Origin of the sequence: Jiella sp. M17.18 (assembly GCF_041027365.1) — a bacterium.
Classification (GTDB): Bacteria; Pseudomonadota; Alphaproteobacteria; order Rhizobiales; family Rhizobiaceae; genus VKMB-3413.
In genome coordinates this window covers 22,536-46,602 of the sequence record NZ_JBFTEH010000017.1, presented here as the reverse complement: position 1 = coordinate 46,602, position 24,067 = coordinate 22,536, and the positions used below count along the sequence as shown (strand labels likewise).

At 68.3% G+C, this 24,067-nt stretch carries 20 protein-coding genes and 3 pseudogenes; 17 read left to right on the top strand and 6 right to left on the bottom strand.

Annotated elements, in window-relative coordinates; genetic code table 11:
- The 13 genes and pseudogenes from AB5S17_RS21785 to AB5S17_RS21725 all read left to right on the top strand — a co-directional run.
- Positions 1 to 837 (top strand): annotated as a pseudogene (locus AB5S17_RS21785) (hypothetical protein); the annotation flags it as partial.
- Complete coding sequence (locus tag AB5S17_RS21780) at positions 834 to 1,505, top strand: hypothetical protein (RefSeq protein WP_369243298.1); 672 nt, start codon at positions 834 to 836, stop codon at positions 1,503 to 1,505. The pseudogene AB5S17_RS21785 and the gene AB5S17_RS21780, both read left to right, overlap by 4 nt.
- A gap of 467 nt (positions 1,506 to 1,972) precedes the next feature.
- Positions 1,973 to 2,875: a LysR substrate-binding domain-containing protein gene (locus AB5S17_RS21775; protein ID WP_369243297.1), complete on the top strand. Its 903-nt coding sequence runs from the start codon at positions 1,973 to 1,975 to the stop codon at positions 2,873 to 2,875.
- A gap of 136 nt (positions 2,876 to 3,011) precedes the next feature.
- On the top strand, positions 3,012 to 3,851 hold the full coding sequence (locus AB5S17_RS21770) for a transporter substrate-binding domain-containing protein (protein ID WP_369243296.1): 840 nt from the start codon (positions 3,012 to 3,014) through the stop codon (positions 3,849 to 3,851).
- 9 nt (positions 3,852 to 3,860) lie between these two features.
- A pseudogene (locus tag AB5S17_RS21765) lies at positions 3,861 to 5,323 on the top strand (amino acid ABC transporter permease/ATP-binding protein).
- 2 nt (positions 5,324 to 5,325) lie between these two features.
- Entirely contained in the window at positions 5,326 to 6,693 is a 1,368-nt protein-coding gene (locus AB5S17_RS21760; protein ID WP_369243295.1) for a lyase family protein, read from the top strand.
- 882 nt (positions 6,694 to 7,575) lie between these two features.
- Positions 7,576 to 8,598 (top strand): LacI family DNA-binding transcriptional regulator, encoded by a 1,023-nt coding sequence (locus AB5S17_RS21755; RefSeq protein ID WP_369243294.1) that lies wholly within the window; start codon positions 7,576 to 7,578, stop codon positions 8,596 to 8,598.
- A 44-nt stretch (positions 8,599 to 8,642) separates the two neighbouring features.
- Positions 8,643 to 9,407: a glutamine amidotransferase gene (locus tag AB5S17_RS21750; protein WP_369243293.1), complete on the top strand. Its 765-nt coding sequence runs from the start codon at positions 8,643 to 8,645 to the stop codon at positions 9,405 to 9,407.
- 28 nt (positions 9,408 to 9,435) lie between these two features.
- Positions 9,436 to 10,206 (top strand): ATP-binding cassette domain-containing protein, encoded by a 771-nt coding sequence (locus AB5S17_RS21745; RefSeq protein WP_369243292.1) that lies wholly within the window; start codon positions 9,436 to 9,438, stop codon positions 10,204 to 10,206.
- Positions 10,207 to 10,239: 33 nt separating this feature from the next.
- Positions 10,240 to 11,226: an autoinducer 2 ABC transporter substrate-binding protein gene (locus AB5S17_RS21740; RefSeq protein ID WP_369243290.1), complete on the top strand. Its 987-nt coding sequence runs from the start codon at positions 10,240 to 10,242 to the stop codon at positions 11,224 to 11,226.
- A gap of 72 nt (positions 11,227 to 11,298) precedes the next feature.
- Positions 11,299 to 12,315, top strand: a complete 1,017-nt coding sequence (locus AB5S17_RS21735; protein ID WP_369243289.1) for an ABC transporter permease — start codon at positions 11,299 to 11,301, stop codon at positions 12,313 to 12,315.
- Positions 12,312 to 13,259, top strand: a complete 948-nt coding sequence (locus AB5S17_RS21730; protein ID WP_369243288.1) for an ABC transporter permease — start codon at positions 12,312 to 12,314, stop codon at positions 13,257 to 13,259. The genes AB5S17_RS21735 and AB5S17_RS21730 overlap by 4 nt, the downstream gene beginning before the upstream one ends.
- Positions 13,256 to 14,581: a M20 family metallopeptidase gene (locus AB5S17_RS21725; RefSeq protein ID WP_369243287.1), complete on the top strand. Its 1,326-nt coding sequence runs from the start codon at positions 13,256 to 13,258 to the stop codon at positions 14,579 to 14,581. Before AB5S17_RS21730 ends, AB5S17_RS21725 begins: the two co-directional genes overlap by 4 nt.
- Before the next feature lie 2 nt (positions 14,582 to 14,583).
- On the opposite strand, the gene AB5S17_RS21720 is transcribed toward AB5S17_RS21725, so the two are convergent.
- The 6 genes and pseudogenes from AB5S17_RS21720 to AB5S17_RS21695 form a co-directional block, all read right to left on the bottom strand.
- A complete protein-coding gene (locus AB5S17_RS21720) occupies positions 14,584 to 15,474 on the bottom strand; it encodes a ribokinase (protein WP_369243286.1) in 891 nt (296 codons plus the stop codon).
- A pseudogene (locus AB5S17_RS21715) lies at positions 15,471 to 16,142 on the bottom strand (BtpA/SgcQ family protein); the annotation flags it as partial. The gene AB5S17_RS21720 and the pseudogene AB5S17_RS21715, both read right to left, overlap by 4 nt.
- Positions 16,118 to 16,468, bottom strand: a complete 351-nt coding sequence (locus tag AB5S17_RS21710; RefSeq protein WP_369243285.1) for a BtpA/SgcQ family protein — start codon at positions 16,466 to 16,468, stop codon at positions 16,118 to 16,120. The gene AB5S17_RS21710 and the pseudogene AB5S17_RS21715, both read right to left, overlap by 25 nt.
- A gap of 20 nt (positions 16,469 to 16,488) precedes the next feature.
- Positions 16,489 to 17,715 carry a PfkB family carbohydrate kinase gene (locus AB5S17_RS21705; protein WP_369243284.1) on the bottom strand — a complete coding sequence of 409 codons (1,227 nt, stop codon included), beginning with the start codon at positions 17,713 to 17,715 and terminating at the stop codon, positions 16,489 to 16,491.
- Entirely contained in the window at positions 17,712 to 18,788 is a 1,077-nt protein-coding gene (locus AB5S17_RS21700; protein ID WP_369243283.1) for an ABC transporter ATP-binding protein, read from the bottom strand. The genes AB5S17_RS21705 and AB5S17_RS21700 overlap by 4 nt, the downstream gene beginning before the upstream one ends.
- Positions 18,785 to 19,789: an ABC transporter ATP-binding protein gene (locus AB5S17_RS21695; protein WP_369243282.1), complete on the bottom strand. Its 1,005-nt coding sequence runs from the start codon at positions 19,787 to 19,789 to the stop codon at positions 18,785 to 18,787. The genes AB5S17_RS21700 and AB5S17_RS21695 overlap by 4 nt, the downstream gene beginning before the upstream one ends.
- 110 nt (positions 19,790 to 19,899) lie before the next feature.
- Between AB5S17_RS21695 and AB5S17_RS21690 the strand changes: the two genes are divergently transcribed.
- The 4 genes from AB5S17_RS21690 (at position 19,900) to AB5S17_RS21675 (ending at position 24,009) form a co-directional block, all read left to right on the top strand.
- Entirely contained in the window at positions 19,900 to 20,844 is a 945-nt protein-coding gene (locus AB5S17_RS21690; RefSeq protein ID WP_369243281.1) for an ABC transporter permease, read from the top strand.
- Positions 20,841 to 21,695, top strand: a complete 855-nt coding sequence (locus AB5S17_RS21685; RefSeq protein ID WP_369243280.1) for an ABC transporter permease — start codon at positions 20,841 to 20,843, stop codon at positions 21,693 to 21,695. The genes AB5S17_RS21690 and AB5S17_RS21685 overlap by 4 nt, the downstream gene beginning before the upstream one ends.
- Before the next feature lie 40 nt (positions 21,696 to 21,735).
- A complete protein-coding gene (locus AB5S17_RS21680) occupies positions 21,736 to 23,244 on the top strand; it encodes an ABC transporter substrate-binding protein (RefSeq protein ID WP_369243279.1) in 1,509 nt (502 codons plus the stop codon).
- Positions 23,245 to 23,391: 147 nt separating this feature from the next.
- A complete protein-coding gene (locus tag AB5S17_RS21675) occupies positions 23,392 to 24,009 on the top strand; it encodes a cupin domain-containing protein (protein ID WP_369243278.1) in 618 nt (205 codons plus the stop codon).
- Positions 24,010 to 24,067 lie beyond the last annotated feature (58 nt).

Below are 24,067 nucleotides of genomic sequence, written 5' to 3'. Positions count from 1 at the left end.
GAAGCGGCAGATGTACGGGCGTGCCAAGCTCGATCTCCTCGAAGCCCGACTGCTCGGCGCCGCCTGATCGTCATCGAGAGTGCGTCAGACCCCTTATTCCACGCCGATTTACACTCAGCCTTGGCGGCTTGGTTCTTCCTCATGACCGCCGGAGAGTTCGGCCTCTACAAACGGCGTCTCTTCCGACAGGACGTGGCGCTGCTGCCCACGCCGGATCTCAAGCTGATCGCGGATTCAGATGCCGGTCGAAAGATCTATGCGCTTGAGCAACAATTCCGGACTCGGGCTCCGAACGCAGAAGATTGGATTGCGCTCGACGATGCCGTCTTCGACGTCTACGGCCTCGACTCTGACGACCGGATAGTGGTGCGAGACGGGCTCCTCAAAGCCGGATGGCAATGGAGGGCGGGGCTTTCCGACTCCGTGACCCCGGCGGACCCGCGCCAGGGTGTCGCGGCCTATGCACAGACTTTCTCAGCCATGCTGGATCGATGGCTTTCGGCGCGTCGCCAACGAAGCGTTCGAGCGGAAGTGTTCGACCTGTGTGGCACGGATGCGATGCGGATTGTCCGGTTCGTCCTGGAGGACGGCGCCAAGGCCCCGGAGGTCGAAATCGTCTCGCCCGACGGAAGTCTCACGGCGGTCTTCGGACGGCTCGAGGACCGAATGAAGGTGCGTCTCGCCAGCGCACTCACCGGTCAGCGCGAACTGCGGGTCCATGGTCGCAACGAGCTCGTGATCATCAAGCCGGCGGCTCGTCGCCACTGGCTGGAGAGCGTGGCGCTTGAGGACGCAGACGCGGTGATCGCCGAGAGCTTTGCGGGGCGCCGACATTGAGGATCCCCCATGAGTCCCAAGGCGTAGCCGGGCGCGAATATATCGCCCTGGCCGATGAGGTGGTCGCCGCGATCCTGGTGACGGTGCGGGAGGGCTGGGCTTTGGCGGCCATAGATGGGGAGACGGCCTTAGAGGGCGAGGTCGTCATGACCGAACGGCTGCGAGACGGCATGCGCCAAGCTCTGACGTCTGGAACGCTGGCGTGGGGAAAGTCCTTCATCGTGGCGCTCGGCATGGAGTCGCGCTCTAAACCCGATGTCATGACACCCGACGGTCGAACAGATATTCCCCTGTATGTCGTAGAAGTTTTCCTGCGCCACGCTGAGCACGATCCTCATGCGATCATAGAGTGCAAGCGCCTGGATGGAAGCGACACCTACCTTTGCCGCGAGTATGTGGTCGAAGGCGTCGATCGGTTCCGTTCGGGCAAATACGCTGAAAACCATGCTGCCGGCTTCATGGCGGGGTATCTGCTCGGCGGTGATGCACAGTCGGCAGCGGCCGGCGTAAACGCATATTTGGGGCGCGTGAAGCGGGCCGACGAACAGATCGTGCTGTCTCCAGTCGTCGAACATCCGGCATTCTGGCGATCCGAACATGCCAGAACCGTTGAGCGACCTGCCATCGCGATCCACCACGCTTTGCTCGGGCTAACCATCGGACCCTAAGACATAGCCTTCGCTATCGCGCGGCCCTGCAACGCCTATGCAGCGCTACCGAAGAAAGGAGAGTTAGATGGTTCGTCGCCGCCTGCTGCACAAATGTCCGCTCCCGGTAAAACGGGATGCTCACCGGAATGGCTCGAATGGGCGCAAAGCGGCCGCAAAGGCGTTGGACTGCCGATTAGGTCGTACGTTTAAAGTTGGTGCCGGTTGGCGGAACATAAACGGCAATCAGCAACGATAGCGCTCCATAGAAGGCAACTACTTGTCCTAGGTCGGCGGACAATCCCATCCCCTCCGCCATCTACCCTCAAGTCGTTGATGCTCCGGAGCGTCCTGTGGCGGAGGGATCGGCGCGGACCGTGGGCGGATGAAGACTTCACGCCAACGCACCTGCACTCGAACAGCCGTTCGGTGTTAGGAACGGTTGCCGCAGAAAGCGCGGTCAGAGCCCTCGAGCGTCGGACGTTTTGATGCCCGTCGAATTGCGCCACTGGCGCGCCTTTGCCGTCGCTGCCGAGACGCGGCATTTTGGACACGCCGCCGAGACGCTCGGCGTCAGTCAGCCGGCGCTCAGCCAACTCGTCCAGACGCTGGAGGCGCATCTCGGCACAGCCCTCTTCGACCGCACGCGGCGCCGGATCGAGCTGACCGCAACTGGACAGGCGGTGCTCGCCGAAGCCCAGGCGGTGCTCGCACAGGCCGAGCGGGCCGAGCGGATCGGCTCGGCGGCCGGGCGCGAGAATAGCCGGACGCTCGCAGCCGGCTATGTAGGCTCGGCCGCGCTGCATCCGGCCTTCCGCTTGCTGATGCAGGCGATCGCGGGCGGTTCCTCGCCGATCGCGCTGCAGCTCGATCAGCGGCCCGCGGTCCAGCAGCTGCGACAGATCGGCGAGCGCGTGCTCGACTTCGGCATCGCCCGCACGCCGCTGCCGCCGCTTGAACCGGAAATTGCCTGCCTCGTCCTGGACCGCGAGACGATGGTCCTCGCGACGGCGGACCATGACGGAGCGGATGGACAGGCCGTCAGCCTCGCTGAGTTCGCCGCAGAACCCTTCGTCCAGTATCTGCACCAGCCGAGCGGCGGGCTGCGCGCCCTGTCCGAAAGCGCCTGCCGCGCGGCGGGCTTCACGCCGAAGGTCTCCTACACCGTGCCGCAGATCGCGACGATGCTTTGCCTCGTCGGCGCAGGGCTCGGCGTCGCGCTCGTGCCGGAGACGGCGAGCCGACTGGGCCTGCCGGGCGTCGCCTTCCACCCGCTCCACGACGTTATCGCCACCGACCTCGTGCTGCTCTACCGGCGCAGCGACACGGCGCCGGCGTTGCGAACGCTTCTCGAGGCGGCCCGGCCGATCGCGGATAAGTCTAGCTTATAGAAAATGCCGCGGCGTCCGATTGGTCGCGCGTCACGATCGTCTATGACGGACAGCGGAGGAGATCGGGCTGCCCGGCCGAGACCGGCTCGGCCGCCCGGCGGCTCCGCAAATCGAATCGTCACGGGAGAGACGACCAATGCAAGCCGTTCTGACACACCGCGCCCGCAGCCTGGCGTTCCTGAGCCTTTTGATCGCCGGCGCCGTGTCGGTCCCGGGCGTTGCGAGCGCAGCGGACGGCAGGCTGAAGACCGTCGTGCCGGGCAAGCTGACGATCGCCTACCGCACCGACGACAAGCCCGTCTCCTTCATCGAGAACGGCAAGCCGACCGGCTACATCGTCGAGTTCGCCCGCGACATCAGCAAGGAACTCGGGCTCGACGTCACCTTCGTCTCTACGAACTTCGAGAGCATGGTCCCGGCGGTGAAGAACGAGCAGTACGACACCGCCGCCTTCGGCGTCCTCGTCTCGCCCGAGCGCAAGGCGATGGTCGACTTCACAACCCCGGTCGGCTATGGCGAGGCGCGCCTCGTCAGCCGCGCCGACGCGCCGATCGCCAAAGTGCAGTCAGCCGGCGGCAAGACGGTCGCGGTCACCCGCGGCAGCGCCCTGATCCCGCTCCTGAACAAGATCGCGCCGAACGTCACCGTGCGCGAGTTCCCGAACGTTGCCGCCAGTCTCAATGCCTTGAGGGCCGGCCAGGTCGACGGCCTCTTCACGGGCCTCGCGACGGCTGACAGGATCATCCACCAGCACGACGACCTGAAGGGTTCGCAGAAGGTGACGAGCGGCATAGCCGCCTTCCCCGTCGCCAAGCAGAACGGCAAACTCCTCGCCGCGCTGAACGACGCGATTGGCAAGTTGATGAAGGACGGCACCTACACCAGGTTGTGGACCAAGTGGAATCCTCCCTCGGTCGATATCCCCGACGAGATGTATGCCGAATATCCCGGCATGCCGCACCCCGCGGCCAAGTGACCTGACGCCATGCCCATCGGTCTCCAGCGGATCCAGGAGACGTTCTTTGATCCTGCGATCCTCTGGCAGGCGCTTCGGACGCTCGTCGTCGTCGGCCTGCCGAACACCATCCTGTTGTCGGTGCTCGCATCCCTGATCGGGATGGCGGTGGGCCTGCTGATCGCCACGGGCCTGATGGCGCCGCGGCGGCTCGTGCGCTTTCCGTGCCGGTTCTATGTCGACGTCCTGCGCGGCCTGCCGCACATCCTGACGATCTACCTCATCGGCCAGGGCCTGCCGCTCGCGGGCTTGTCAATCTTCGGGCGCGACACCTACGCCTATGCGGCACTGGCGATCGGCCTGATCGAGGGCGCCTACATGGCCGAGATCTTCCGCGCCGGCCTGCAAAGCGTCGAGCGCGGCCAGATCGAAGCGGCGCGCACCCTCGGCATGAGCGGCGCGCAGGCCTTCGTCTACATCATGCTGCCGCAAGGCATCCGCCGCGTGCTGCCGCCGCTGACCGGCCAGTTCATCCTGGTGATCAAGGGGACGTCGCTGGTCTTCCTGCTCGGCCTGACGGCGACGCAGCGCGAGATCTTCTCGATCGCGCAGGACGCCGCGATCAACAGCGCCAACCTGTCGCCCCTGACGGCGGCCGGCATCCTCTATCTCCTTCTCACCGTCCCGCTGACCTATGCGGTCAACAATTGGGACCGGCGGATGCGGATGGCGCCGGGGAGTTCGCGATGAGCGCCGACGTGACCGGGCCCGGCATACGCTTCGAGCGGGTCGACAAGTTCTTCGGCGCTCATCAGGTGCTACATCAGATCACGCTCGACATTCCGAAGGGGCTGACGACCTGCCTGATCGGCCCTTCCGGGTCGGGAAAGTCGACGCTTCTGCGCTGCACGAACCTCCTGGAGCGGCCGCAGGCCGGGCGCATCCTAGTCGAGGGCCAGGAGATTACCGATCCGAAGATCGACCTCGACCGGCTGCGCACCAAGATCGGCATGGTCTTCCAGCATTTCAACCTTTTCAGTCACCTCTCGGTGATGGACAACGTCGCGCTCGCGCTTCGCAAGGTGCGGGGCATGAAGCGGCAGGAGGCGGAAGCCGTCGCGATGGAGCAACTCGGCGCCGTCGGCCTCGCGGGCTTCGAGCGGCGCCGTCCCTCCGGCCTCTCTGGTGGACAGCAGCAGCGCGTGGCGATCGCCCGGGCGCTGGCGATGAAGCCGGACGTCATGCTGTTCGACGAGGCCACCTCGGCGCTCGATCCCGAACTCGTCAAGGGCATCCTCGAAGTCATGCGCGATCTCTCGCGCTCGGGCATCACCATGCTCGTCGTCACTCACGAGATGCGCTTCGCCCGCGAGGTCGCCGGGCAGGTCGTGTTCATGGACCAGGGCCGGATCGTCGAACAGGGCAAGCCGGACAGGCTGTTCGACGCGCCGGAGAGCCCGCGGCTGCGTACATTCCTTGATCAGGTTCTCTAGGCATGACCGATATCGGCAACTCTTCCGCTCCGGCGGCCGCACGGCCGAGCCCGGCCGCCATCGCAGCGTCGTTCTCCCGTCGATCGGTCTGGGAGTCCTGGCTCGAGGTCGAAGCGGCGCTTGCCGAGACGCAGGCGGAGCTTGGCATGATCCCCGCCGAGGCGGCGATGGAGATTCGCCGCAAGGCGAACTTCACCGTCCTCGACGAGGCGGCAATGGCTGACGACATCGAGCGTACCAAGGCACCCATCGTCTCCCTGGTACGCGCCCTTTCGAGTGCCTGCGACGGCGATGCCGGCGGCTACGTCCACTGGGGTGCGACGACGCAGAACGTCATGCAGACCGGGCTCGCCCTGCTGATGCAGCGCTCCCATGCGAGCCTGATGGACCGCTTCGACGACATCCTCGCCAGCCTTGCCGGCCTTGCCGAGCGACATGCCGCGACCGTCACCGTGGCACGCACCAATTTGCGCCAAGCACTGCCAATCACCTTCGGCTTCAAGGTCGCCGGCTGGATTGAGGAATGGCTGCGGCATCGCGAGCGGCTTGATGCCGCCGCCCCGCGCGTCTTTCGGGCGCAATGGGGCGGCGCCGTGGGAGCGATGCATGCCGTCGGCGCCCAGGGGCCGGAGCTCAACCGGCGCTTGGCTCGGCGCCTCGGCCTCGGCCACTTCCAAGTCCCCTCGCGCGCCGCGCTCGACTGCACCGCGGAATACGTCCTGCTGCTCGGCCTCCTCGCGGCGACAAGCTCGAAGATTGCGCGCGACCTCTACGTGATGATGGCCGACGAGTACGGCGAGGCGGCCGAAGCGCTCGGCGACGACGCCGTCGGCTCCAGCACCATGCCGCACAAGGTCAACCCAAAGGTCGTGGTCAAGGTCATCTCCGTGGCGGCCCGACTTCGGGCACAGGTCCCGCTTGCATTGGAAGCGATGCAGCCGACCTTCGAGGGCGACGGCGCCAACAACCAGATGATCTCGGCACTGGTTCAGGAAACCTGTCCCCTCGCCTACGATCTCCTCGTCCAGATGGCGGCGCTGCTCGACTGCCTCGTCATCGACGAGCGCCGGATGGCCGAGAACCTCAAGCGCGGCGGCGAGTTTCTGGCATCCGAGAACGTCATGATGGCGCTTGCGCCCATATGCGGTCGTACCCGTGCCCATGACCTCGTCCACCATGCAGTGGCCGAGGCGCTGAAAACCGGTATTCCGCTCGCCGACACCCTGCTCGACTCCGGCGTCCTGGAAGGCATGGTTTCAGAGACGACAGTGCGCGAGGCCGCCGACCCCTCCAGCTATATCGGGCTCAGCGAGACGATCGCGCTCGAGATGGCAGCCCACGCTCGAAGCATCGTGCGGGAAAGAGCGTAGTCGCGCCTGCGAACAAGCATCTAGGTTTCCACGCCTCCGCAGAGGGACCGCAGCCACGGCGCCATGCTGAAGGCGTTCCATGCCGTTGGATGCCTATCGCTCCATACGGAGGGCATCATTGACCTCCGCCCCTTCGACGGGCGAGCGGTCGAGAGGCAGCATAGCCGCTCGGCGCGACTCTCGGAGGCGGTGAAGGCTCTCGACGGGGTTGCGGAGCGAGGCGTGAAAGCTCTCGTCTCCTCAAGACCTGGCGATGTAGTCGGCATTCCCTCGGACGATGGAGAGGCGGTTCGGCTTAGGCGCGAGTCGGACTTGATCAACGGCAAGGGGCCGAGCGAGAAGCGGCTCGCCATCATCGATACGTTCCGGGCACGCCTACCCCCGCTTCGACCTCCTGGTGCTCTCGCCGGAGTCCACGCAATAGAGGAGCTTGTGTAGGTCCTCGTCGGATCGCGGCTCTGACGCGGGCTCGACGACGCCCGCGGTGGAGCGAGCGGCGTCCGAACTCTCCAAACGCGGGAAGATATTGAAAATGCCTTGTGGTCTCAACATCCGGGCCGCAAGATCCATGGTAACGCGCACGTCCGGTCGCCTTCCGCTTCCTCGTCGTCGCCCATATCGATGTCGTCGCAGTCTATCCGCAGGTGCGGTTCGGCCAAGCCCATCGCCGCGTAGACCAGTCGCCCCGCGCGCATGTGGTTCGGCTCCTCGTAGTGACCAAACCCAGTTCAGCGCGATCAGTGTCTTCTACGCCGACCGGCGTTGGGACTCACGCCGATTTACACTCTGGCTCTTCGGCATGCCCTTTCCGGAACCCCGGGCACCACGAATTGCACAAATTAAGCGCTTTACTAAATCGCTTTACAAGATGATCGTGAGGTCATGCAGAGGAATGGGCGAAAGCGGGTGACCCTAGGGGAAGTGGCGGCGGCAGCCGGGCTGTCGCCTGCGGCCGTCTCCCGCTATCTCAGCGGCTCCCTCGCGTTGCCGGAGACAACGGGCCGGCGGATCGAGGCGGCGATCCGCGAGCTCGGCTACCGGCCTAACCATCATGCCAGAAGTCTCAGCCGCGGACGCTCCGACGCGATCGGGTTGGTGATCTCGGACATCGACAACCCGTTCTTCTCCAAGCTTGCCGCGGCGGTCGAGCAGGCGGCGGACGAGCGCGGCATCGCGGTCATGCTCTGCTCCACCTCGAACCGCCTGGAACGCGAGCTGCGCTACATCCGCACGCTGGGCGTCGGGGTGGTCGACGGCTTGCTGTTCGCCACCAACCATCACGACGGCGACGGCGCGCTCGCCCAAGCGATCAACGAGAGCGCGCGCGTCGTCCTAATCGACGAAGACGTGCCCGGGGCCGACGTCTCGAAGATCTTCTCCGACAACAGGCAGGGCGGGTATCTCGCCGGGCGGCACCTGATCGAGGCCGGCCATCGGCGCCTCGCCTATATCGGGGGACCCTGCGACCTCATGAGCGCGCGCGAGCGCGCCGAAGGGCTCCATCGAGCGGTCGCCGAGGCGGGCGCCGATGCGGCCGTCGTGGCCGAACGCTTCGGCGCTTACGCGATCGCGTTCGGCGCGGCGGCCATCGGCGACCTGCTCGACGGGCCGGCGCGGCCTAGCGCCGTCTTCGCCGGCAACGACGAGATCCTAATCGGCTTGCTGCAGGTCCTGGCGGCACGGGGCGTCGCGGTCGGCCGCGACCTCTCCGTCGTGACCTTCGACGACGCCGGGCCGCTTGAACTCATCGCACCGCCGATCACCGCGATCCGCCAGCCGATCGAGGACATCGGCAAGAAGGCGCTCGACCTCCTGCTGCAGTCCATCGAAGGTGGCGTTCCCGCGCGCACGGAACGGCTGCCCGTGCGCTTGATCGAGCGACGATCCGTCGCGCAGATCGTCTGACAAGCAACCATTCATCCGGCACGTGCCGGGCAAAGGAGACCATGATGGCGAAGAAGAACGTGCTGCTGGTGGGCGAGAGCTGGATGAGCTCGGCGACCCACTACAAGGGCTTCGACCAGTTCGGCTCGGTGACCTTCCACCTCGGCGCGGAGCCGCTGGTCGAGGCGCTGAAGGACTCCGACTTCGCCCTGACCTACCTGCCGGCACACGAGGCGGTCGAGGCCTTCCCATTCGAGCGCGAGGGTCTGGCGCAGTACGATGCGATTATCCTTTCCGATATCGGGGCGAACTCGCTGCTACTGCCGCCGGCGGTCTGGCTGCACAGCCGCACCGTGCCGAACCGGCTGAAGCTCATCCGCGACTTCGCGGCGGACGGCGGCGGCCTCCTGATGATCGGCGGCTACTTCTCCTTCCAAGGCATCGACGGCAAGGCGCGCTGGCGCCGCACGCCGGTCGAGGAGGCGCTGCCGGTGACCTGCCTGCCTTATGACGACCGGGTCGAGATTCCCGAGGGCGCGGCGCTGACCATCGAGGCCGCCGAGGGCATTCTCGCCGGCCTTTCCGGCACCTGGCCGCCGCTTCTCGGCGTCAACGAGGTCGAGGCGAAGCCCGGCGCGGACGTGCTGATCAGCCTGCCCGAAGAGCATGGCGGCCACCCCCTCCTCGTCACCGGAACCTTCGGCAAGGGCCGCACCGCCGCCTGGACCTCCGACATCGGTCCGCACTGGCTCTCGCCCGCCTTCTGCGCCTGGGAGGGCTACGGCCGGCTGTGGAAGAACCTGCTCGGCTGGCTGACGACGGTCGGCTGACCGGGGCTTCTTCAAGGGGGACACCGCCATGGCGCCACCGCTGATCGAGGCCCGGAACATCTCCAAGCGCTTCGGCGCGCTGCAGGCGCTGAGCGACGTCAACCTCGAGATCCGCGCCGGCGAGGTGCTGGCGCTGCTCGGCGACAACGGCGCCGGCAAGTCGACCTTCATCAAGGTCCTCTCCGGCGCCCATCCCGCCACCGGCGGCGAGATTCTGATCGACGGACAGGCGGCGGTCTTCGCCTCGCCGCAGGACGCGGCCGAAGCGGGCATCGCGACGATCTTTCAGGAACTCGCGCTGTCGGAGAACCTGTCGATCGCCGAGAACGTCTTCCTCGGCCGCGAGCTGACCCGCCGCGTCCTCGGCGTCCCGTTCCTGCGGCGCCGCGACATGAAGCGGAAGGTGGCGGGCCTCCTCGCGGAGCTGGAAGCCCACATCTCCGACGCGGAAGCGCCGGTCGGCAGCCTGTCCGGCGGCCAGCGCCAGGCGGTGGCGATCTGCCGGGCGCTGAACCTCGACGCCCGCCTCGTCATCATGGACGAGCCGACCGCCGCGCTCGCCGTCGCCGAGACGCGCAAGGTGTTGCAGCTCGTCCGCCGCCTCGCCGACAGCGGCCGGGCCGTCGTGCTGATCAGCCACAACATGCACGACGTGTTCGAGGTCGCCGACCGGATCGCGGTCTTCCGCCGCGGCCGCAAGATCGCCGAGCGCGACCGCGCGGCGACCGATCCCGAGGAAATCGTCTCCTTCATCACGGGCGCGCATCCCGACGTGCGGGCGCTCGAGATGCGTCCCTGAACCTCTGCGCGTCGCAACAGGAAAGGCCGACACATGCTGAAGACCTCCAAGATCCTCCTTGCCGCCGCGGTCGTCTTGGCCGCATCCACAGGGTTGTCCTTCGCGCAGCAGAAGCCTCGCGTCGCCTTCGTGCCGCAGATAGTCGGCATTCCGTATTTCGACGCGATGAAGAAGGGCGGCGACGAGGCCGCCAAGACGCTCGGCGTCGACTTCATCTATCAGGGTCCGGTCGACACCAATCCGGTCGACCAGCTGCAGATCGTCCAGAACCTGATCAACCAGGGCGTCGAGGCGATTTCGGTCAGCGTCCTCGACGCATCGAGCCTTGCGCCGGTGGTCGAGGCGGCCAAGGCGAAGAACATCAAGCTCTTCACCTCCGACAGTGACGCACCGAAGTCCGGCCGCGCGCTCTACGTCGCCCAGGCGAGCGACCAGGGCCTCGGCTACACGATCATTGACGAGATGGTGAAGCGCACCGGGCCGGACGCAAAGATCGGCATCGTTTCCGGCGAGGCGACGGCGTCGAACCTCAACGCCTGGATCGGCTTCATGCGCGAGCGGGTGAAGGAGAAGTATCCGAAGGTGACGCTGCTCGATCCGCAATATGCCGGCGGCAGCGCCGAGCGCGCCGCGCAGATCGCCGGCGACCTGATGACCTCCAATCCGGACCTGAAGGGCATCATCGCCGTCGCCTCCACCACCTGCCCCGGCGTCGGCCAGGCGATCGAGACCGCCGGCAAGGTCGGCCAGGTCGTCGGCACCGGTTATTGCAGCCCGAACACGGCCCGCGCCTATCTGAAGAGCGGCGCCTTCGGCTACTCGGTCCTCTGGGATCCGGCGGAGCTCGGCTACCTCACGGTCTGGGCCGGCCAGCAGCTGATCGAGGGCAAGGAGATCCCGGCGAAGACGACGCCCGAAGGCATGAGCCACCCCGTCACCTTCGACAAGAAGACGGGCGTGCTGCTCCTCGGCGATCCCGCCGTCTTCACCGCCGACAACGTCGACAAGTTCAACTTCTGAAACGGCAGGCGCGGATCGGCCGGCGGCCGGCCCGCGCCGCTCGGATGCCGGGCCTCCGTCCGGCGGACCCGCATGACAGGGAGTGAGGAGATGATGCGCAGCCTTTTGCGCGCGATCGGCGAACGCGAGCTTCTGCTGGCTGCGGCCCTGGTCGCAGCCGTCGCGGTCTTCTCCGTGCTCTCCCCCTACTTCATGACCGCGAGCAACCTCGTCACCGTCCTGCGAAACTGCAACGAACTCTTCCTGATCGGCCTCGGCATGACCCTCGTTCTCGGCATCGGCGGCGTCGACGTCTCCGTCGGCGTCGTGATGGGACTCGCGGCGATCGCGGTCGGCCGGCTCCTCCAAGCCGATGCCGGCGCGCTCGCCGCCGGGCTCGCCGGACCGCTAGCCGGCGGCCTCATCGGCCTTCTCACCGCGAGCGTCGTGGTGCTTGGGCGCATCCCCGCGATCGTCGCGACGCTCGGGCTTTTCGGCGTCTACCGTGCCGCCGTCTTCCTGGCTCTGGGCGGCGCCTGGCTGTCCGGCCTGCCGACGGACCTGACGCAGGTCCTGGGGGCCTCCGTCTTCGGCCTGCCGGCCGCGCTGCCGGTCGTCGTCCTCGCCTATCTCCTCGTCTTCGTCGCGATCCGGTACACGCCCTTCGGCCTCTACGTCCTGGCGGCAGGCAATTCCGAGGCCAAGGCCCGGTTGTCCGGTATCGCGGTGCGCAAGGTGCAGTTCGCCGCCTATGTCGTCAGCGGCCTCTGCTGCGGCCTCGCCGCGACCTTCTACATCGCCACCTACCGCAATGTCGCGATGACCGTCGGCGGCACCCTCGCGCTCGAGGCCATCGCCGCGGTGATCATCGGCGGCACCAGCATTCTCGGCGGCCGGATGAGCCTGCTCGGCACGGCGTTCGGCGTGCTTCTGCTGCGGATCCTCCAGAACGGCCTCCTCCTCGTCGGCGTGCCTTCGCTCTGGCAGCCGGTGGTGACCGGCCTCCTGCTGCTCGCTGTCCTCGGCACCGAAGCCGCCACGGGCCGGCTCAACCTTGCCGCGGCATCGCGCCACCTGCGCCTGCCGTCCCGGTCGGGGGCCGCCGCATGAGCGGGCGCGCCTCCCTCACCCTGCCGATCCTCGCGGTCCTCTGGATCGTCGTCGTCGCCGGGCTCGCCATCCTGCAGCCGAGCGCGATGGCCCTCTCGACGCTGACGACCGTTCTGCAGTTCTCGACCCTGCTCGCGCTCGTCTCGCTCGGCCAGGCGCTGGTGATCCTCGGCGGCGGGGCCGGCATCGACCTGTCGGTGGGCGGCACGGTGTCGCTCGCCGCGACGATCGCCATGCTTCTGGCGCGGGCCGGCATGGCGCCGGCGCTGGTGCCGGTCGTGTGTCTTCTGGCCGGCACGGCCCTCGGCCTCCTGAACGGGCTGCTCGTCACCCGGCTCCGATTGCTGCCGCTGATCGCGACGCTCGGGACCTTCTACGTCTATTCCGGCACCGCCATCGCGATCACCGGCGGCTCGGCCATCGGCGGCGTGCCGGCATTCCTCCTGCCCTGGGGGCGCGGCACGATCGCTGGCTTCCCGCTGCCGTTCCTGACGCTTGCCCTGCCGCTGTTCGTCCTCGCCGGCATCATGTTGCAGGCGACGGCTTGGGGCCGCTGGATCTATGCCTTCGGCTTCAACGAGCGCTCGGCTCGGCTCACCGGCATTCCGGTCGACCTGGCCCGGCTCCTCGCCTATGCCTTCAGCGGCCTGATGGCCGGCCTCTCCGCTCTCGTCAGCCTCGCCTGGCTCGGCAGCGCCCGGCCGGACGTCGGCCACAACCTGGAACTCACCTCACTGACGGCGGTGATGCTCGGCGGCGTCGCGATCTTCGGCGGCCGCGGCGGCGTCGCTGGCGTGCTCGCCGCCGTGCTCCTGCTGGTGACGCTCCAGACAGGGCTGCTGCAGCTCAACGTCAACACCATCTGGCAGGTCGGGATCGTCGGCGCGCTCCTCATCGTCGTCCTGCTGATCGACACCATCCGCATGATCCGGAGGCCCGCATGAACCCCACCGAAGACAGGATCGCCGAAGCCGTCGAGGCGGCGTCCGAGCGCATCGTCAAGACGCTGTGCGACCTCGTCGCCTTCCCCTCGATCGTCAAGAGCGACCCGCGCGAGGCGGGCCCCGGCGAGCGCGACTGCCAGCTCTACCTGCAGAAGCGGCTGGAGGCGATCGGCTTTCAGACCGACCTCTGGGACCCTGACGGCCCGGCGCTGCTGGCGAAATACGAAGGCCGGCCCGGCGCCCACAAGGGCCGCACTTTCGAGGGCCGCCCCAATCTTGGCGGCACGCTGACGGGCACGGGCAGCGGGCGCTCGATCATGCTCACCGGCCATATCGACGTCGTGCCGCCGGGCTCGCGCGACCACTGGGCGAGCGATCCGTTTCAGCCGGTCGTCGCGGACGGCTTCGTGCGCGGCCGCGGCACGGTCGACATGAAGGGCGGCGTCGCCTCGATGCTGATGGCGATCGAGATCCTCAAGGAGATCGGCGTCGATCTCGCCGGCGACGTCGTCTTCACCACAGTCGTTGACGAGGAGATCGGCGGCATGGGCTCGCTCGCGATGGTCGACCGCGGCTTCAAGGCGGATGCCGGCATCATGACCGAGCCGACCGCCAACCGGATCGCGCCGCTCTGCCACGGCATCCTGTGGGGCCGCATCGTCCTCGACGGGATCGGCGGCCATGCCGAGCTGACGCCGAACAGCTGGGACGGCAGCGGCCCGGTCGACGCGGTGCAGCTGGTGCGCCAGATGCTCGACGGCATCGACATCCTCAACCGCCGCTGGGCCACCGATCCGCGCAAGAACCATCCGCTGATGGACCTGCCGAACCAGGTGATCGTCACGCAGATCCAGGCGGGCGAGCACCCCTCCTCCACCGCCGGGCGCGGCGAGATCGTCGTCGACATCCAGTACCTGCCGCACGAGAAGGACGAGTTCGGCCTCGGCGGCCATGTGAAGCGCGAGTTCGAGGCGCATGTCGCCGCGGTGTGCCAGGCCGACCCTTACCTTCGCAAGAAGCCGGCGCGGATCGAATGGATCCTCGACGCCGACTGCGCCGAAGTACCCGCCGACCATCCCTTTGTCGCGGCCTTCCAGGCGGCGGCGGAGACGGCGAAGCTCAGCCCGGTTCTGTCGGGCTTCGGCGCCCACAGCGACATCGGCCTGCCGACCGGCCTCGGGCGGACGCCGACGGTCAACTTCGGCCCGGGCGATCCGGCGCAGTCGCACCAGCCGAACGAGCAAGTCTCGATCCGCGACCTCGTCGATTGCACCAAGGCGATCGCGCTGGCGATCCACCGCTGGAGCGGCCCCGCGGCCTGATCTCAGCCGCGGACCGCCGCGATCTCCTCGCGCGTCGGAAAGGACGGTGACGTGCCCCGCCGTGTCACCGACAGCGAGGCCGCCCGAACAGCGATCGCCAGTGCCTCGGCGAGCGGCAGCCCCTCGGCGAGCATCGCGGCGAGCGTGCCGACCGTGACGTCGCCGGCGCCTGCCGTGTCGACCGGCACGACCGCCGGGGCGGCGATGCTGCGAACTCCGTGGGCATCGCCGAGCCAGGCACCGTCGGCGCCGCGCGTGACGATGACGGCGCGGCAGCCCGCTGCGACCAGCGCCGTGACCGCGGAGCCGGACGCATGGCCGGTGAGATGCCGCGCTTCCGGACCGTTCGCCACCAGCAGGTCCACCAGCGGCAGCAGCCGCCGCATGTCCCAGGCGATCGGCGCGGTGTTGAGGATCACGCGGGCGCCCCGGTTCCGGGCATGGTGCGCCGCGGCCTCGGTCGTCGCTGCCGTCAGATTGCCCTGCAGGACGAGACCATCCCCGGCACCGAGTTCGTCCAGCGCCACGACGGCATCGGCCTCGACCAGCCCCCGGGCGCAGGCTGCCGACGAGACGATCATGTTCTCGCCGTCGGCCGACACCCAGATCGCCGAGATGTCGGTCGGCTCGTCCAGCAAGCGCCAGTCGATCGTCAGCCGGTCCTCGCCAGCGAGCGCGTCCTGCAGCAAAGCCGCGTCCGCATCCCGGCCGATCGGCGCAATCAGGCGGACGCTCGTACCGGCCCGTGCGGCGGCGATCGCCTGATTCAACCCCTTGCCGCCGGCATAGCGCTCCAGGCTGCCGGACAGCAGCGTCTCGCCCGGCGAGGGCAGCCGCTCGACGCGCTGGACGACATCGACCGTGGCATTGCCGAGGACGAAGACCCGGCTCATCCGCGCAGCTTGGCGACGACGGCGGTGAACGCCTCGACCCGCTTCGGATCGACCTCGTTCCACCAGGAATCGTCGTGCTTCAGCGAACTTGCGACGATCACCGCGTCGGCATGCTCGAAGATCGCACCGACATTGTCCTTGGTGACGCCGCTGCCGACCATCACCGGTAGGCTGGTCGACCGGCGGATGGCCGCAAGTTCGTCCGGATCTGCGCTGTTGCCGGTGCGCTGGCCGGTGACGATCACCGCATCGGCATCGAAGAACTCGGCGTCGCGCGTCATCTCGGCGAGCGAACGGTCGGCGACGATCGCATGCGCGCCGTGCTTGACGTGGACGTCGGCGAAGATCCGGATGTCGTTGGCCCTCAGCCAGGCGCGGTAGCGGCTGGCGGCACCCGCCTTGCCCTCCATGAAGCCTTCGTTGGCGACATAGGCGTTGGCCCACTGGTTGACGCGGACGAAGTCGGCGCCGGAGGCCTTGGCGCCGGCGAGCGCGAAGTCGACGGCGTTGGCGAGGACGTTGATGCCGACCGGCGCCTCCACCGCCTGGCGCACCCGGTCGGTCATGACCCCCATCATCGCGGCGGTCTCCGGGCCGAGCTCGTCCGGCTTGGCGAAGGGAATGTCGCCGTGGTTCTCGACGATCAGGCCGTCCATGCCGCCGTCGATATAGCGCTTNCCGGCGCCTCCACCGCCTGGCGCACCCGGTCGGTCATGACCCCCATCATCGCGGCGGTCTCCGGGCCGAGCTCGTCCGGCTTGGCGAAGGGAATGTCGCCGTGGTTCTCGACGATCAGGCCGTCCATGCCGCCGTCGATATAGCGCTTCGCCTCGGCGACGGCATGGGCGTAGATCGTCTCGACCGGCTCGCCGGCGTAATGCGGCGAGCCGGGCAGCGGCTTGGCGTGGATGACGCCGATCGCGACCTTCCTGCGCCCGAAGAGCGCGTCGATCGCGTTGGTCTTGGCTTGGAAGATCGATGCCGGGTGGGACACGGGCGGAACTCCGTTCTGGATCAGGATGCTGCGGCGCGCGCCGGCGCGCCTGAACTGCCGGCCGCGGCGCGCGAGAGTGCCGCGACGAGATCGTCCGCCGACGGCCGCACCTCCTGCGCGCCGAGGCGGGTGGTGGCGAGGCTGCCGGCGGCGCAGGCGTAGCGCAAGGCCGTCTCGCTTGGGCTGCCGTTCAGCCACAGCGCCAGGAACGCCCCTGCCAGGGCGTCTCCGGCGCCGGTGCGATCGCACACCGCGACGTCGAGGGCTCGCGCCCGGCTCGGCGCGCCGCCGCGCTCGACGACGAAGGCACCCTCGGCGCCGAGCGTCACGATGACGACGGCGGGCCAGGCCGCACCGGCCGAGGCCGCACGTGCCGAGAGCCATTCGCAGGCAGCGTCCGCATCTGTGGGGCAGCCCGGAATCGTCGGTAGGTTCTCCCGGTGCAGGATCACGGCGTCGAAGGCCGCGAACAGCCGCTCGGCGTTCGCCGCCAGCCATTCCGGCGGCAGGCCGGTCGCCTGCATCGACAGCCGGAAACCGCGTCGACGGGCGAGTTCGACGACGCCGATCTGGCGCGGCACCTGGTAGCCCTCGAAATGCAGGCACCACAGCGGCCCGTCAGGCGCCGTCTCGCCGACGAAGCGTTCCACGTCGAACTCGGCAAGGCGCGACGGCTCGTTGACGATGGTGCGCGCGCCGTCCGCCTCGACGAGGACGATCGCCCGGTCGAGCCGACCCTGCCGACGCTCGCGCGGCTGGATGATCTCGACGTTGCGGCCGGCGAGTTCCGCCACGGCCCAGTCGCTGTCCTGATCGGCGCCGAGCGCGGTGATGAGGCTCGCCGCGACCGCGAAGTCGCCACCGATGCCCGCCGCCACCGCCGCGACATTGGCGGCCGGGCCGCCGATCGCCTTGACGATCTCCGGCGCCATCATCCGCTCCTCGCGCGTCGGCAGGCGGCCGACGGGCGCGATCAGGTCGACGCTGACATAGCCGATCGCCGTCAGCCGCGGCCAGGAGCGCGGGCGGCGATCCACCCACTCCGACAGGCGCTTGCGCGAGGTGAGCGAGCGGGCCGTCTCCGCCGGTTCGTAATTCAGCGCCGCGATCGCCGCGGCGACACGGCCGCGCAGATCGTCCGACACGGCGACCCGGCCGTTGAGGACATGCGAGACCGTGCCCTTCGACACGCCCGCCAGCCGCGCCACGTCGGCGATCGTCGCCCGCGGCCTGTCGTTCTCACTCATCCGTTCCGCCTTTCCGCCCGCGCCTGCCGCAGCAGGCCGAGGCGCAGGCGATAGGTGGCGGACATCCGCTCCTCCTCGTCGGCGAGCAGCCGCAGCCGCTCCAGCCCGTCGGCGCGGATGCAAGCGGCTTCGTGCGCGCCGTTCTGCCAGCTGGAGAGCGGCGGACGGCGGACGCGGCAGGCATCGATGCTCAGCGGACAGCGCGAGGCGAAACGGCATCCGGCGATCGTCTCGAACGGGCTCGGCGGCTCCCCCTCGATCGCGCGGCGCTGCCGCTCGGCGCCGGGAACCGGGCTCGGCGAGGCCGCGAGCAGCATGCGCGTGTAGGGGTGCCGGGGATCGCCGAACACCGCGCTCGCGTCCCCGATCTCCACCAGCCCACCCGCATACAGCACGCCGACATGCGTCGCGACATGCCGGACCACCGCCATGTCGTGCGAGATGAAGAGATAGGAGACGCCGAGGCGCGCGCGCAGCTCGGCCAGAAGGTTCACCACCTGCGCCTGGATCGACAGGTCGAGCGCCGACACGGCCTCGTCGCAGACGATCAGGTCCGGCTCGACCGCGAGCGCCCGCGCGATGGCGATCCGCTGCCGCTGACCGCCGGAGAACTCGTGCGGGAAGCGCCGGATCTGGTGCGCGCCGAGGCCGACGAGTTCCAGAAGCTCCACCACCCGGTCCGTCACGCCCGAGCCCTTGCGCAGACCGTGCAGCCGGATCGGCGCGGCGATCGCCTCGCCCACCCGCACGCGCGGATCGAGCGAGCTGAAGGGGTCCTGGAAGATGATCTGCATGCGCCGACGCAGGCGCCGCAACTCGGCTTCGGACGTCGCCCGCAGATCCTCGCCGTCGAGGCGGATCTCGCCGGCGTCGGCCTCGACGAGGCGCAGGATCAGCCGGCCGATCGTCGTCTTGCCCGACCCGCTCTCCCCGACGAGGCCGAAGGCGCCGCCGCGCAGGATGTCGAAGGAGACGTCGTCGACGACGCGCGCCGTCCGTGGCCGGCCGAACAGACCGCCCCCCGAGCTGTAGCTCTTCGTCAGATGGCGGACCGACAGGACGGGGGCGCTCATGCGGATCCGGCCGTCGCGACGGCCTCCTCCAGCGGCGCGCGCCAGCAGGCGACGCGATGGCCCGCGGACATCTCCCGCATCGGCGGATAGGCGCTCTCGCACTGCCCCACCGCGAAAGGGCAGCGCAGGGCGAAGCGGCAGCCCGGCGGCATCGCGCCGGCCGAGGGCACCTGACCGTCGATCGCGGCGAGGGCCCGCCCGACATCGTCCGCCCGCGGCATCGCGGCGAAGAGCGACAGCGTGTAGGGGTGCTGCGGATCGGAGAAGATCGCCGCGCGGGAGCCGCGCTCGACGACGCGGCCGGCATACATGACGGCGATTTCGTCGGCGATCTCGGCGACCACCGCCAGATTGTGGGTGATGAACAGGACGGCGGTTCCGAGCTCGGTCCGAAGCTCGTCGATCAGCGCCAGGATCTGGCCTTCGATCGTCACGTCCAGCGCCGTCGTCGGCTCGTCGGCGATCAGCAGCGACGGTCGGCAGACCAGCGCGATCGCGATCATCACGCGCTGTCGCATGCCGCCGGACAGCTGGTGCGGATAGACGTCCATCCGCTCTTGCGCCGCCGGGATCTGCACCCGCTTCAGCATCTGAAGCGCCATGGCGCGCGCCTCGCTCCGCGACGCCGGCCGATGCTGGCGCACCGCCTCGACGATCTGCTCGCCGATGGTCATGACGGGGTTGAGCGAGGTCATCGGCTCCTGGAACACCATGGCCAGCCGGTCGCCGCGCAGCGCCGTCATCTCGCGTTCCGACAGCACCTGGAGATCGCGGCCCTCGAAGCGGAGCGCCTCTGCTGCGATCCTGGCGTGCGGCGGCAGCAGCTTCATCAGCGACAGCGCCGTCAGGCTCTTGCCCGACCCGGATTCGCCGACGAGGCAGAGGATGCGACCCGGCGCAAGATCTAGGTCGACGCCGTCGACGATCGCGGGCCCCGTGCCGAAGCTGACCCGCAGGCCCTCGATGCGCAGCAACTCCTGGTTTTCCGCTGGTCCCGTCATCGGGTGATGCGCTCTCTTACACTGCCCCGCAAAAAGGCATTGACACCAAACTGTGCAAACGGTGAATATCAGTCGTCTTGAACCGGTTCAAGAGTAGCGGGGCCACCGAATTGGGAAAGTTTCTCCTGTCGCGACTCCTCAGCCTCGTGCCGATCCTGTTCGGCACGTCACTGGTCGCGTTCTTCCTGGTCCGACTCATTCCGGGCGACCCGGTGATCGCGCTGCTCGGGCTGGAGGCGAACGACGGCGCCATCGCCGCGCTCCGCGCCAAGCTGGCGCTCGACCAGCCGCTTCCGGTCCAGTATCTCGCCTGGCTCGGCCACATCCTGACCGGCGATTTCGGCCGCTCGATCCAGGGCGGACGCGAAGTGTTCCCACTGCTCCTGAACGCGCTCGGGCCGACGGCGCTCCTCTCCCTCGCGGCCCTGATCGTCTCGCTGGTGATCGCGATCCCCGCCGGCATCGTCGCTGCGACGCGCCGAGACACGGCCGCCGACTACGGCGCCTCCTTCGCGGCGCTCTGCGGCCTGTCGATGCCGAGCTTCTGGCTGGGCATCCTGCTGATCCTGACGTTCTCGATCGCCCTGCCGATCCTGCCGGCCTCCGGCTACGTCTCGCCGCTGGTCGACCCGCTGGGCTTTCTGTCCTTCCTGATCCTGCCGGCGCTGACGCTGGGTGCGGCGCTGGCCGCGGCGACGATGCGGATGACCCGCGCGACCATGCTGGAGGTGCTGCGCAGCGACTATGTCCGAACGGCGCGGGCCAAGGGCGTGCCCTGGCGGCGAGTGGTCTGGCGCCACGCCTTCCGCAACGCGCAGATCCCGATCGTCACCCTGCTCGGTATCCAGATGGGCCAGCTGCTCGGCGGCGTGGTGGTCACCGAGACGGTGTTCTCCTGGCCGGGCATCGGCAAGCTGACGGTCGACGCGATCTTCGCCCGCGACTATCCCGTCGTCCAGGGCGCGGTGCTGCTGACGGCGGTGCTGTTCGTGCTGATCAATCTCCTGACGGATCTCGTCTACACGCTGATCGACCCGCGGGTGGGGCTGGCATGAGCGCGGTCGCCCCGGCACGCCCTGGCTCTGCCTTCCTTAGCGGCATCCTGCGGGACCGCCGGGCCGCGCTCGGCTGCGCGCTGGTGCTTCTCGCCTGCCTCGCCGCTTTGGCGGCGCCGCTGATCGCGCCGTTCGATCCGAACGATCCCGACTTCGCCGCGATCCTGTCGCCGCCCTCGGCGGTGCACCTCTTCGGCACCGACGATCTCGGCCGCGACACCTTCTCGCGCGTCGTCTACGGCGCCCGCGTCTCGCTCTTCGTCGGCATCCTCAGCGTCGCCGGCGCGCTCGTCGCGGGCACCGCGCTCGGTCTGATCGCCGGCGCGTTCGGGGAACTGACGGACCGCCTGATCATGCGGGTGATGGACGTCATCTTCGCCTTTCCGAGCATCCTTCTGGCGCTGGCGATCACCGCCGTCCTCGGCCCCAGCCTGTCCAACGCCGTCCTCGCCATCGCGGTCGTGAACCTGCCGGTCTTCGCGCGGATCGCGCGGGCGCAGACGCTGGTGGTGCGCCGGCTCGACTTCGTCGAGGCGCAGCGCGCCCTCGGCTTCGGGCCCTGGACCATCCTGTTCACGACGATCATGCCGAACATCCTCGCCCCGATCATCGTCCAGGGCTCGCTGCTCTTCGCCGCGGCGATCATCACCGAATCCTATCTCTCCTTCCTCGGCCTCGGCGCGCAGCCGCCGACGCCGACCTGGGGCAACATGCTGAAGAACGCCATCGGCTTCCTCGATTTGGCGCCCTGGCTCGCCTGGTTCCCCGGCGCCGCGATCTTCCTCACCGTCCTCGGTTTCAACCTCTTCGGCGACGCCCTGAGGGACATCTTCGACCCCCGCAACACCTGATCCGCCGACCGCACACAAGAGACAGCGAAAGGAACATCGCATGCTGAGAAGAACGCTGCTGAAAGGCCTCGCGGCCAGCGCCGCCCTGCCCCTCGTCCTCGATGCGCCCTTCGCCTTCGCCAATGGCCCGGACACGCTGGACGTCGCGATCGTCTCCGACCCGGTGACGCTCGATCCGGCCTTGATGGCCTCGTTCTTCGAGCTCTCCGTCCAGTACAACATCTTCGAGCCGCTGCTGAACGTCACGCCGGACCTGAAGATCGAGCCCGGCCTCGCCGAACTCTCCGCGCCGGACGACAAGACCTATGTGCTCCAGCTGAAGAAGGATCTGACCTTCCACGACGGCACGCCGGTCGACGCCAAGGCGGTCAAGGCGAATTTCGACCGGATGCTCGATCCCGCGACCGGCTCGCCGCGGCGCAGCGAACTCGGGCCGATCGGCAAGGTCGAGGCGACCGGGCCGCTGGAGGTCACGATCACGCTGACGGCGCCCTACGCGCCTTTCGCGCAGGTGCTGGCCAACCGCGCCGGCATGATGGTCTCGCCGACCGCGGTCGAAAGGCTCGGGGCGGACTTTGCGACCAAGGCGGTCGGCGCCGGCCCCTACAAGGTGGTCAGTTGGGACAAGAACTCCAAGCTGGTGCTCGAGGCTTTCGACGGCTACTGGCGCGGCGCGCCGGCGATCAAGACCGTCGTCTTCCGCCCGATCACCGACGAGACCGTCCGCGTCACCAACCTGCGCTCGGGCACCGTGCAGCTGGCAGACGGCGTCGCGCCGCAACTGGTCTCGCAGATCAAGCGGTCCGGCGATCTCACGCTGAAGGAAAAGCCGGGCCTCGGCTTCAACGCCTTCTCCTTCAACACGACGCGCGCACCCTTCGACAAGGCCGCGGTGCGGCAGGCCTTCTCCACGGCCGTCGATCCGGCAATCGTGCAGCGCGCCGTCTATGTCGGCACCGGGTCGGTCTCCTATGGCGCGGTCCCGCCCTCGATCGGCTGGGCCTTCGACAAGTCGCTGCATCCCGCCCGCGGCGATGCCGACGCGGCGAAGAAACTCCTCGCCGACGCCGGCGTCTCCGAGCCGGTGCCGGTCGCGATCACCGTCACCAATTCGCCGCTGCAGGTGCGCACGGCCGAGATCCTGCAGGCGCAGGCCGGCAAGGCGGGCTTCAAGGTGACGATCAAGCAGATCGATCCGACCAGCCTGATCACCGTCCTCCGCAAGAAGGACTTCGACCTGTGCATGTCGCCGTGGTCCGGCCGCTCCGACCCCGACGGCAACATGTACAACTACTTCACCAAGGGCGGGCCGAACAACTTTGCGGGCTACAAGAGCGACAAGGTGGACAAGCTGCTGAAGGACGCGCGCACGACGCTCGACCAGGGCGAGCGGGCGAAGATGTACAAGGAGACGCAGCAGATCATCGCCGACGACGCGCCGATGCTGTTCCTCACCTTTCCGGCGACGCTGCAGGCCTCGCGGAAAAGCCTCGACTGGAAGCAGTGGCCGGACGGCGCCTTGCGGCTGCAGTTCGCCAAGTTCGCCTGACATCGGTGGCCGCCTTGCGCAAGGAGGACGTGACCCGGCGGCCCGATCGCCCTAAACCACGAAGTCAGAGCCGCTTCGCTCGAGCTTCGTGGGCCGTCCGTCCTGTCGAACCGGAGCTCCGCGGCACCGGTGAGCAGGCCGTCGGCGATGAACGAGAACGCGATCAAGGGCAATTTCGGCAAGGTTGCGAGCGGCCCTGTGCCCGTGCCGAACAACCTCGGCACCCGGCTGCGGCTCGCGCGCAAGACGCGCGGGCTGACGCTGAAGGCGCTGGCGGCAGCCGCCGGCTGCTCGGAAAGCCTTCTGTCGAAGATCGAGAACGGCAAGGTCTTTCCCTCCCTGCCGATGCTGCATCGCCTCGTCGCGGTGCTCGAAACCAATATTGGCTGGATGTTCGAGGAGGTCGACGGCGAGGAAGGCATCGTCTTTCGCGCCGGCACCAGGCCGCGGATCACCCTCGACCCGCTGCGCCAGGGCGAAGGCATTTCGCTGGAGCGGATCGTGCCGTACTCGGCCGGCCATCTCCTCCAGTGCAACATCCACCACATCGAGCCGGGCGGCGAGAGCGCCGGCCCGATCGAACACACCGGCGAGGAAGTCGGTTACGTCATCTCGGGCGAGATCGAACTGTTCGTCGGCCAGCGATGCTTCCGGCTCTCGGTCGGGGACTCCTTCGTCTTCCGGTCGGAACTGCCGCACCACTACCGAAACGTCGGGCCGGCGACCGCCAGCATCTTCTGGGTGAACACACCCCCGACGTTCTGAGCGCCGGCGGACGTCGTCCGTCGCCGGCCTCGCCACCGCCCCGTCAATCCACTTGACA

What these genes read in the sequence shown, in the direction of transcription:
- AB5S17_RS21775 (WP_369243297.1), top strand. Translation starts at nt 1,973, where the DNA reads ATGCCCGTCGAATTGCGCCACTGGCGCGCCTTTGCCGTCGCTGCCGAG.
- AB5S17_RS21750 (WP_369243293.1), top strand. Translation starts at nt 8,643, where the DNA reads ATGGCGAAGAAGAACGTGCTGCTGGTGGGCGAGAGCTGGATGAGCTCG.
- AB5S17_RS21720 (WP_369243286.1), bottom strand. Translation starts at nt 15,474, where the DNA reads ATGAGCCGGGTCTTCGTCCTCGGCAATGCCACGGTCGATGTCGTCCAG.
- AB5S17_RS21730 (WP_369243288.1), top strand. Translation starts at nt 12,312, where the DNA reads ATGAGCGGGCGCGCCTCCCTCACCCTGCCGATCCTCGCGGTCCTCTGG.
- AB5S17_RS21735 (WP_369243289.1), top strand. Translation starts at nt 11,299, where the DNA reads ATGACAGGGAGTGAGGAGATGATGCGCAGCCTTTTGCGCGCGATCGGC.
- AB5S17_RS21740 (WP_369243290.1), top strand. Translation starts at nt 10,240, where the DNA reads ATGCTGAAGACCTCCAAGATCCTCCTTGCCGCCGCGGTCGTCTTGGCC.
- AB5S17_RS21700 (WP_369243283.1), bottom strand. Translation starts at nt 18,788, where the DNA reads ATGAGCGCCCCCGTCCTGTCGGTCCGCCATCTGACGAAGAGCTACAGC.
- AB5S17_RS21760 (WP_369243295.1), top strand. Translation starts at nt 5,326, where the DNA reads ATGACCGATATCGGCAACTCTTCCGCTCCGGCGGCCGCACGGCCGAGC.
- AB5S17_RS21705 (WP_369243284.1), bottom strand. Translation starts at nt 17,715, where the DNA reads ATGAGTGAGAACGACAGGCCGCGGGCGACGATCGCCGACGTGGCGCGG.
- AB5S17_RS21695 (WP_369243282.1), bottom strand. Translation starts at nt 19,789, where the DNA reads ATGACGGGACCAGCGGAAAACCAGGAGTTGCTGCGCATCGAGGGCCTG.
- AB5S17_RS21675 (WP_369243278.1), top strand. Translation starts at nt 23,392, where the DNA reads ATGAACGAGAACGCGATCAAGGGCAATTTCGGCAAGGTTGCGAGCGGC.
- AB5S17_RS21725 (WP_369243287.1), top strand. Translation starts at nt 13,256, where the DNA reads ATGAACCCCACCGAAGACAGGATCGCCGAAGCCGTCGAGGCGGCGTCC.
- AB5S17_RS21770 (WP_369243296.1), top strand. Translation starts at nt 3,012, where the DNA reads ATGCAAGCCGTTCTGACACACCGCGCCCGCAGCCTGGCGTTCCTGAGC.
- AB5S17_RS21755 (WP_369243294.1), top strand. Translation starts at nt 7,576, where the DNA reads ATGCAGAGGAATGGGCGAAAGCGGGTGACCCTAGGGGAAGTGGCGGCG.
- AB5S17_RS21680 (WP_369243279.1), top strand. Translation starts at nt 21,736, where the DNA reads ATGCTGAGAAGAACGCTGCTGAAAGGCCTCGCGGCCAGCGCCGCCCTG.
- AB5S17_RS21745 (WP_369243292.1), top strand. Translation starts at nt 9,436, where the DNA reads ATGGCGCCACCGCTGATCGAGGCCCGGAACATCTCCAAGCGCTTCGGC.
- AB5S17_RS21685 (WP_369243280.1), top strand. Translation starts at nt 20,841, where the DNA reads ATGAGCGCGGTCGCCCCGGCACGCCCTGGCTCTGCCTTCCTTAGCGGC.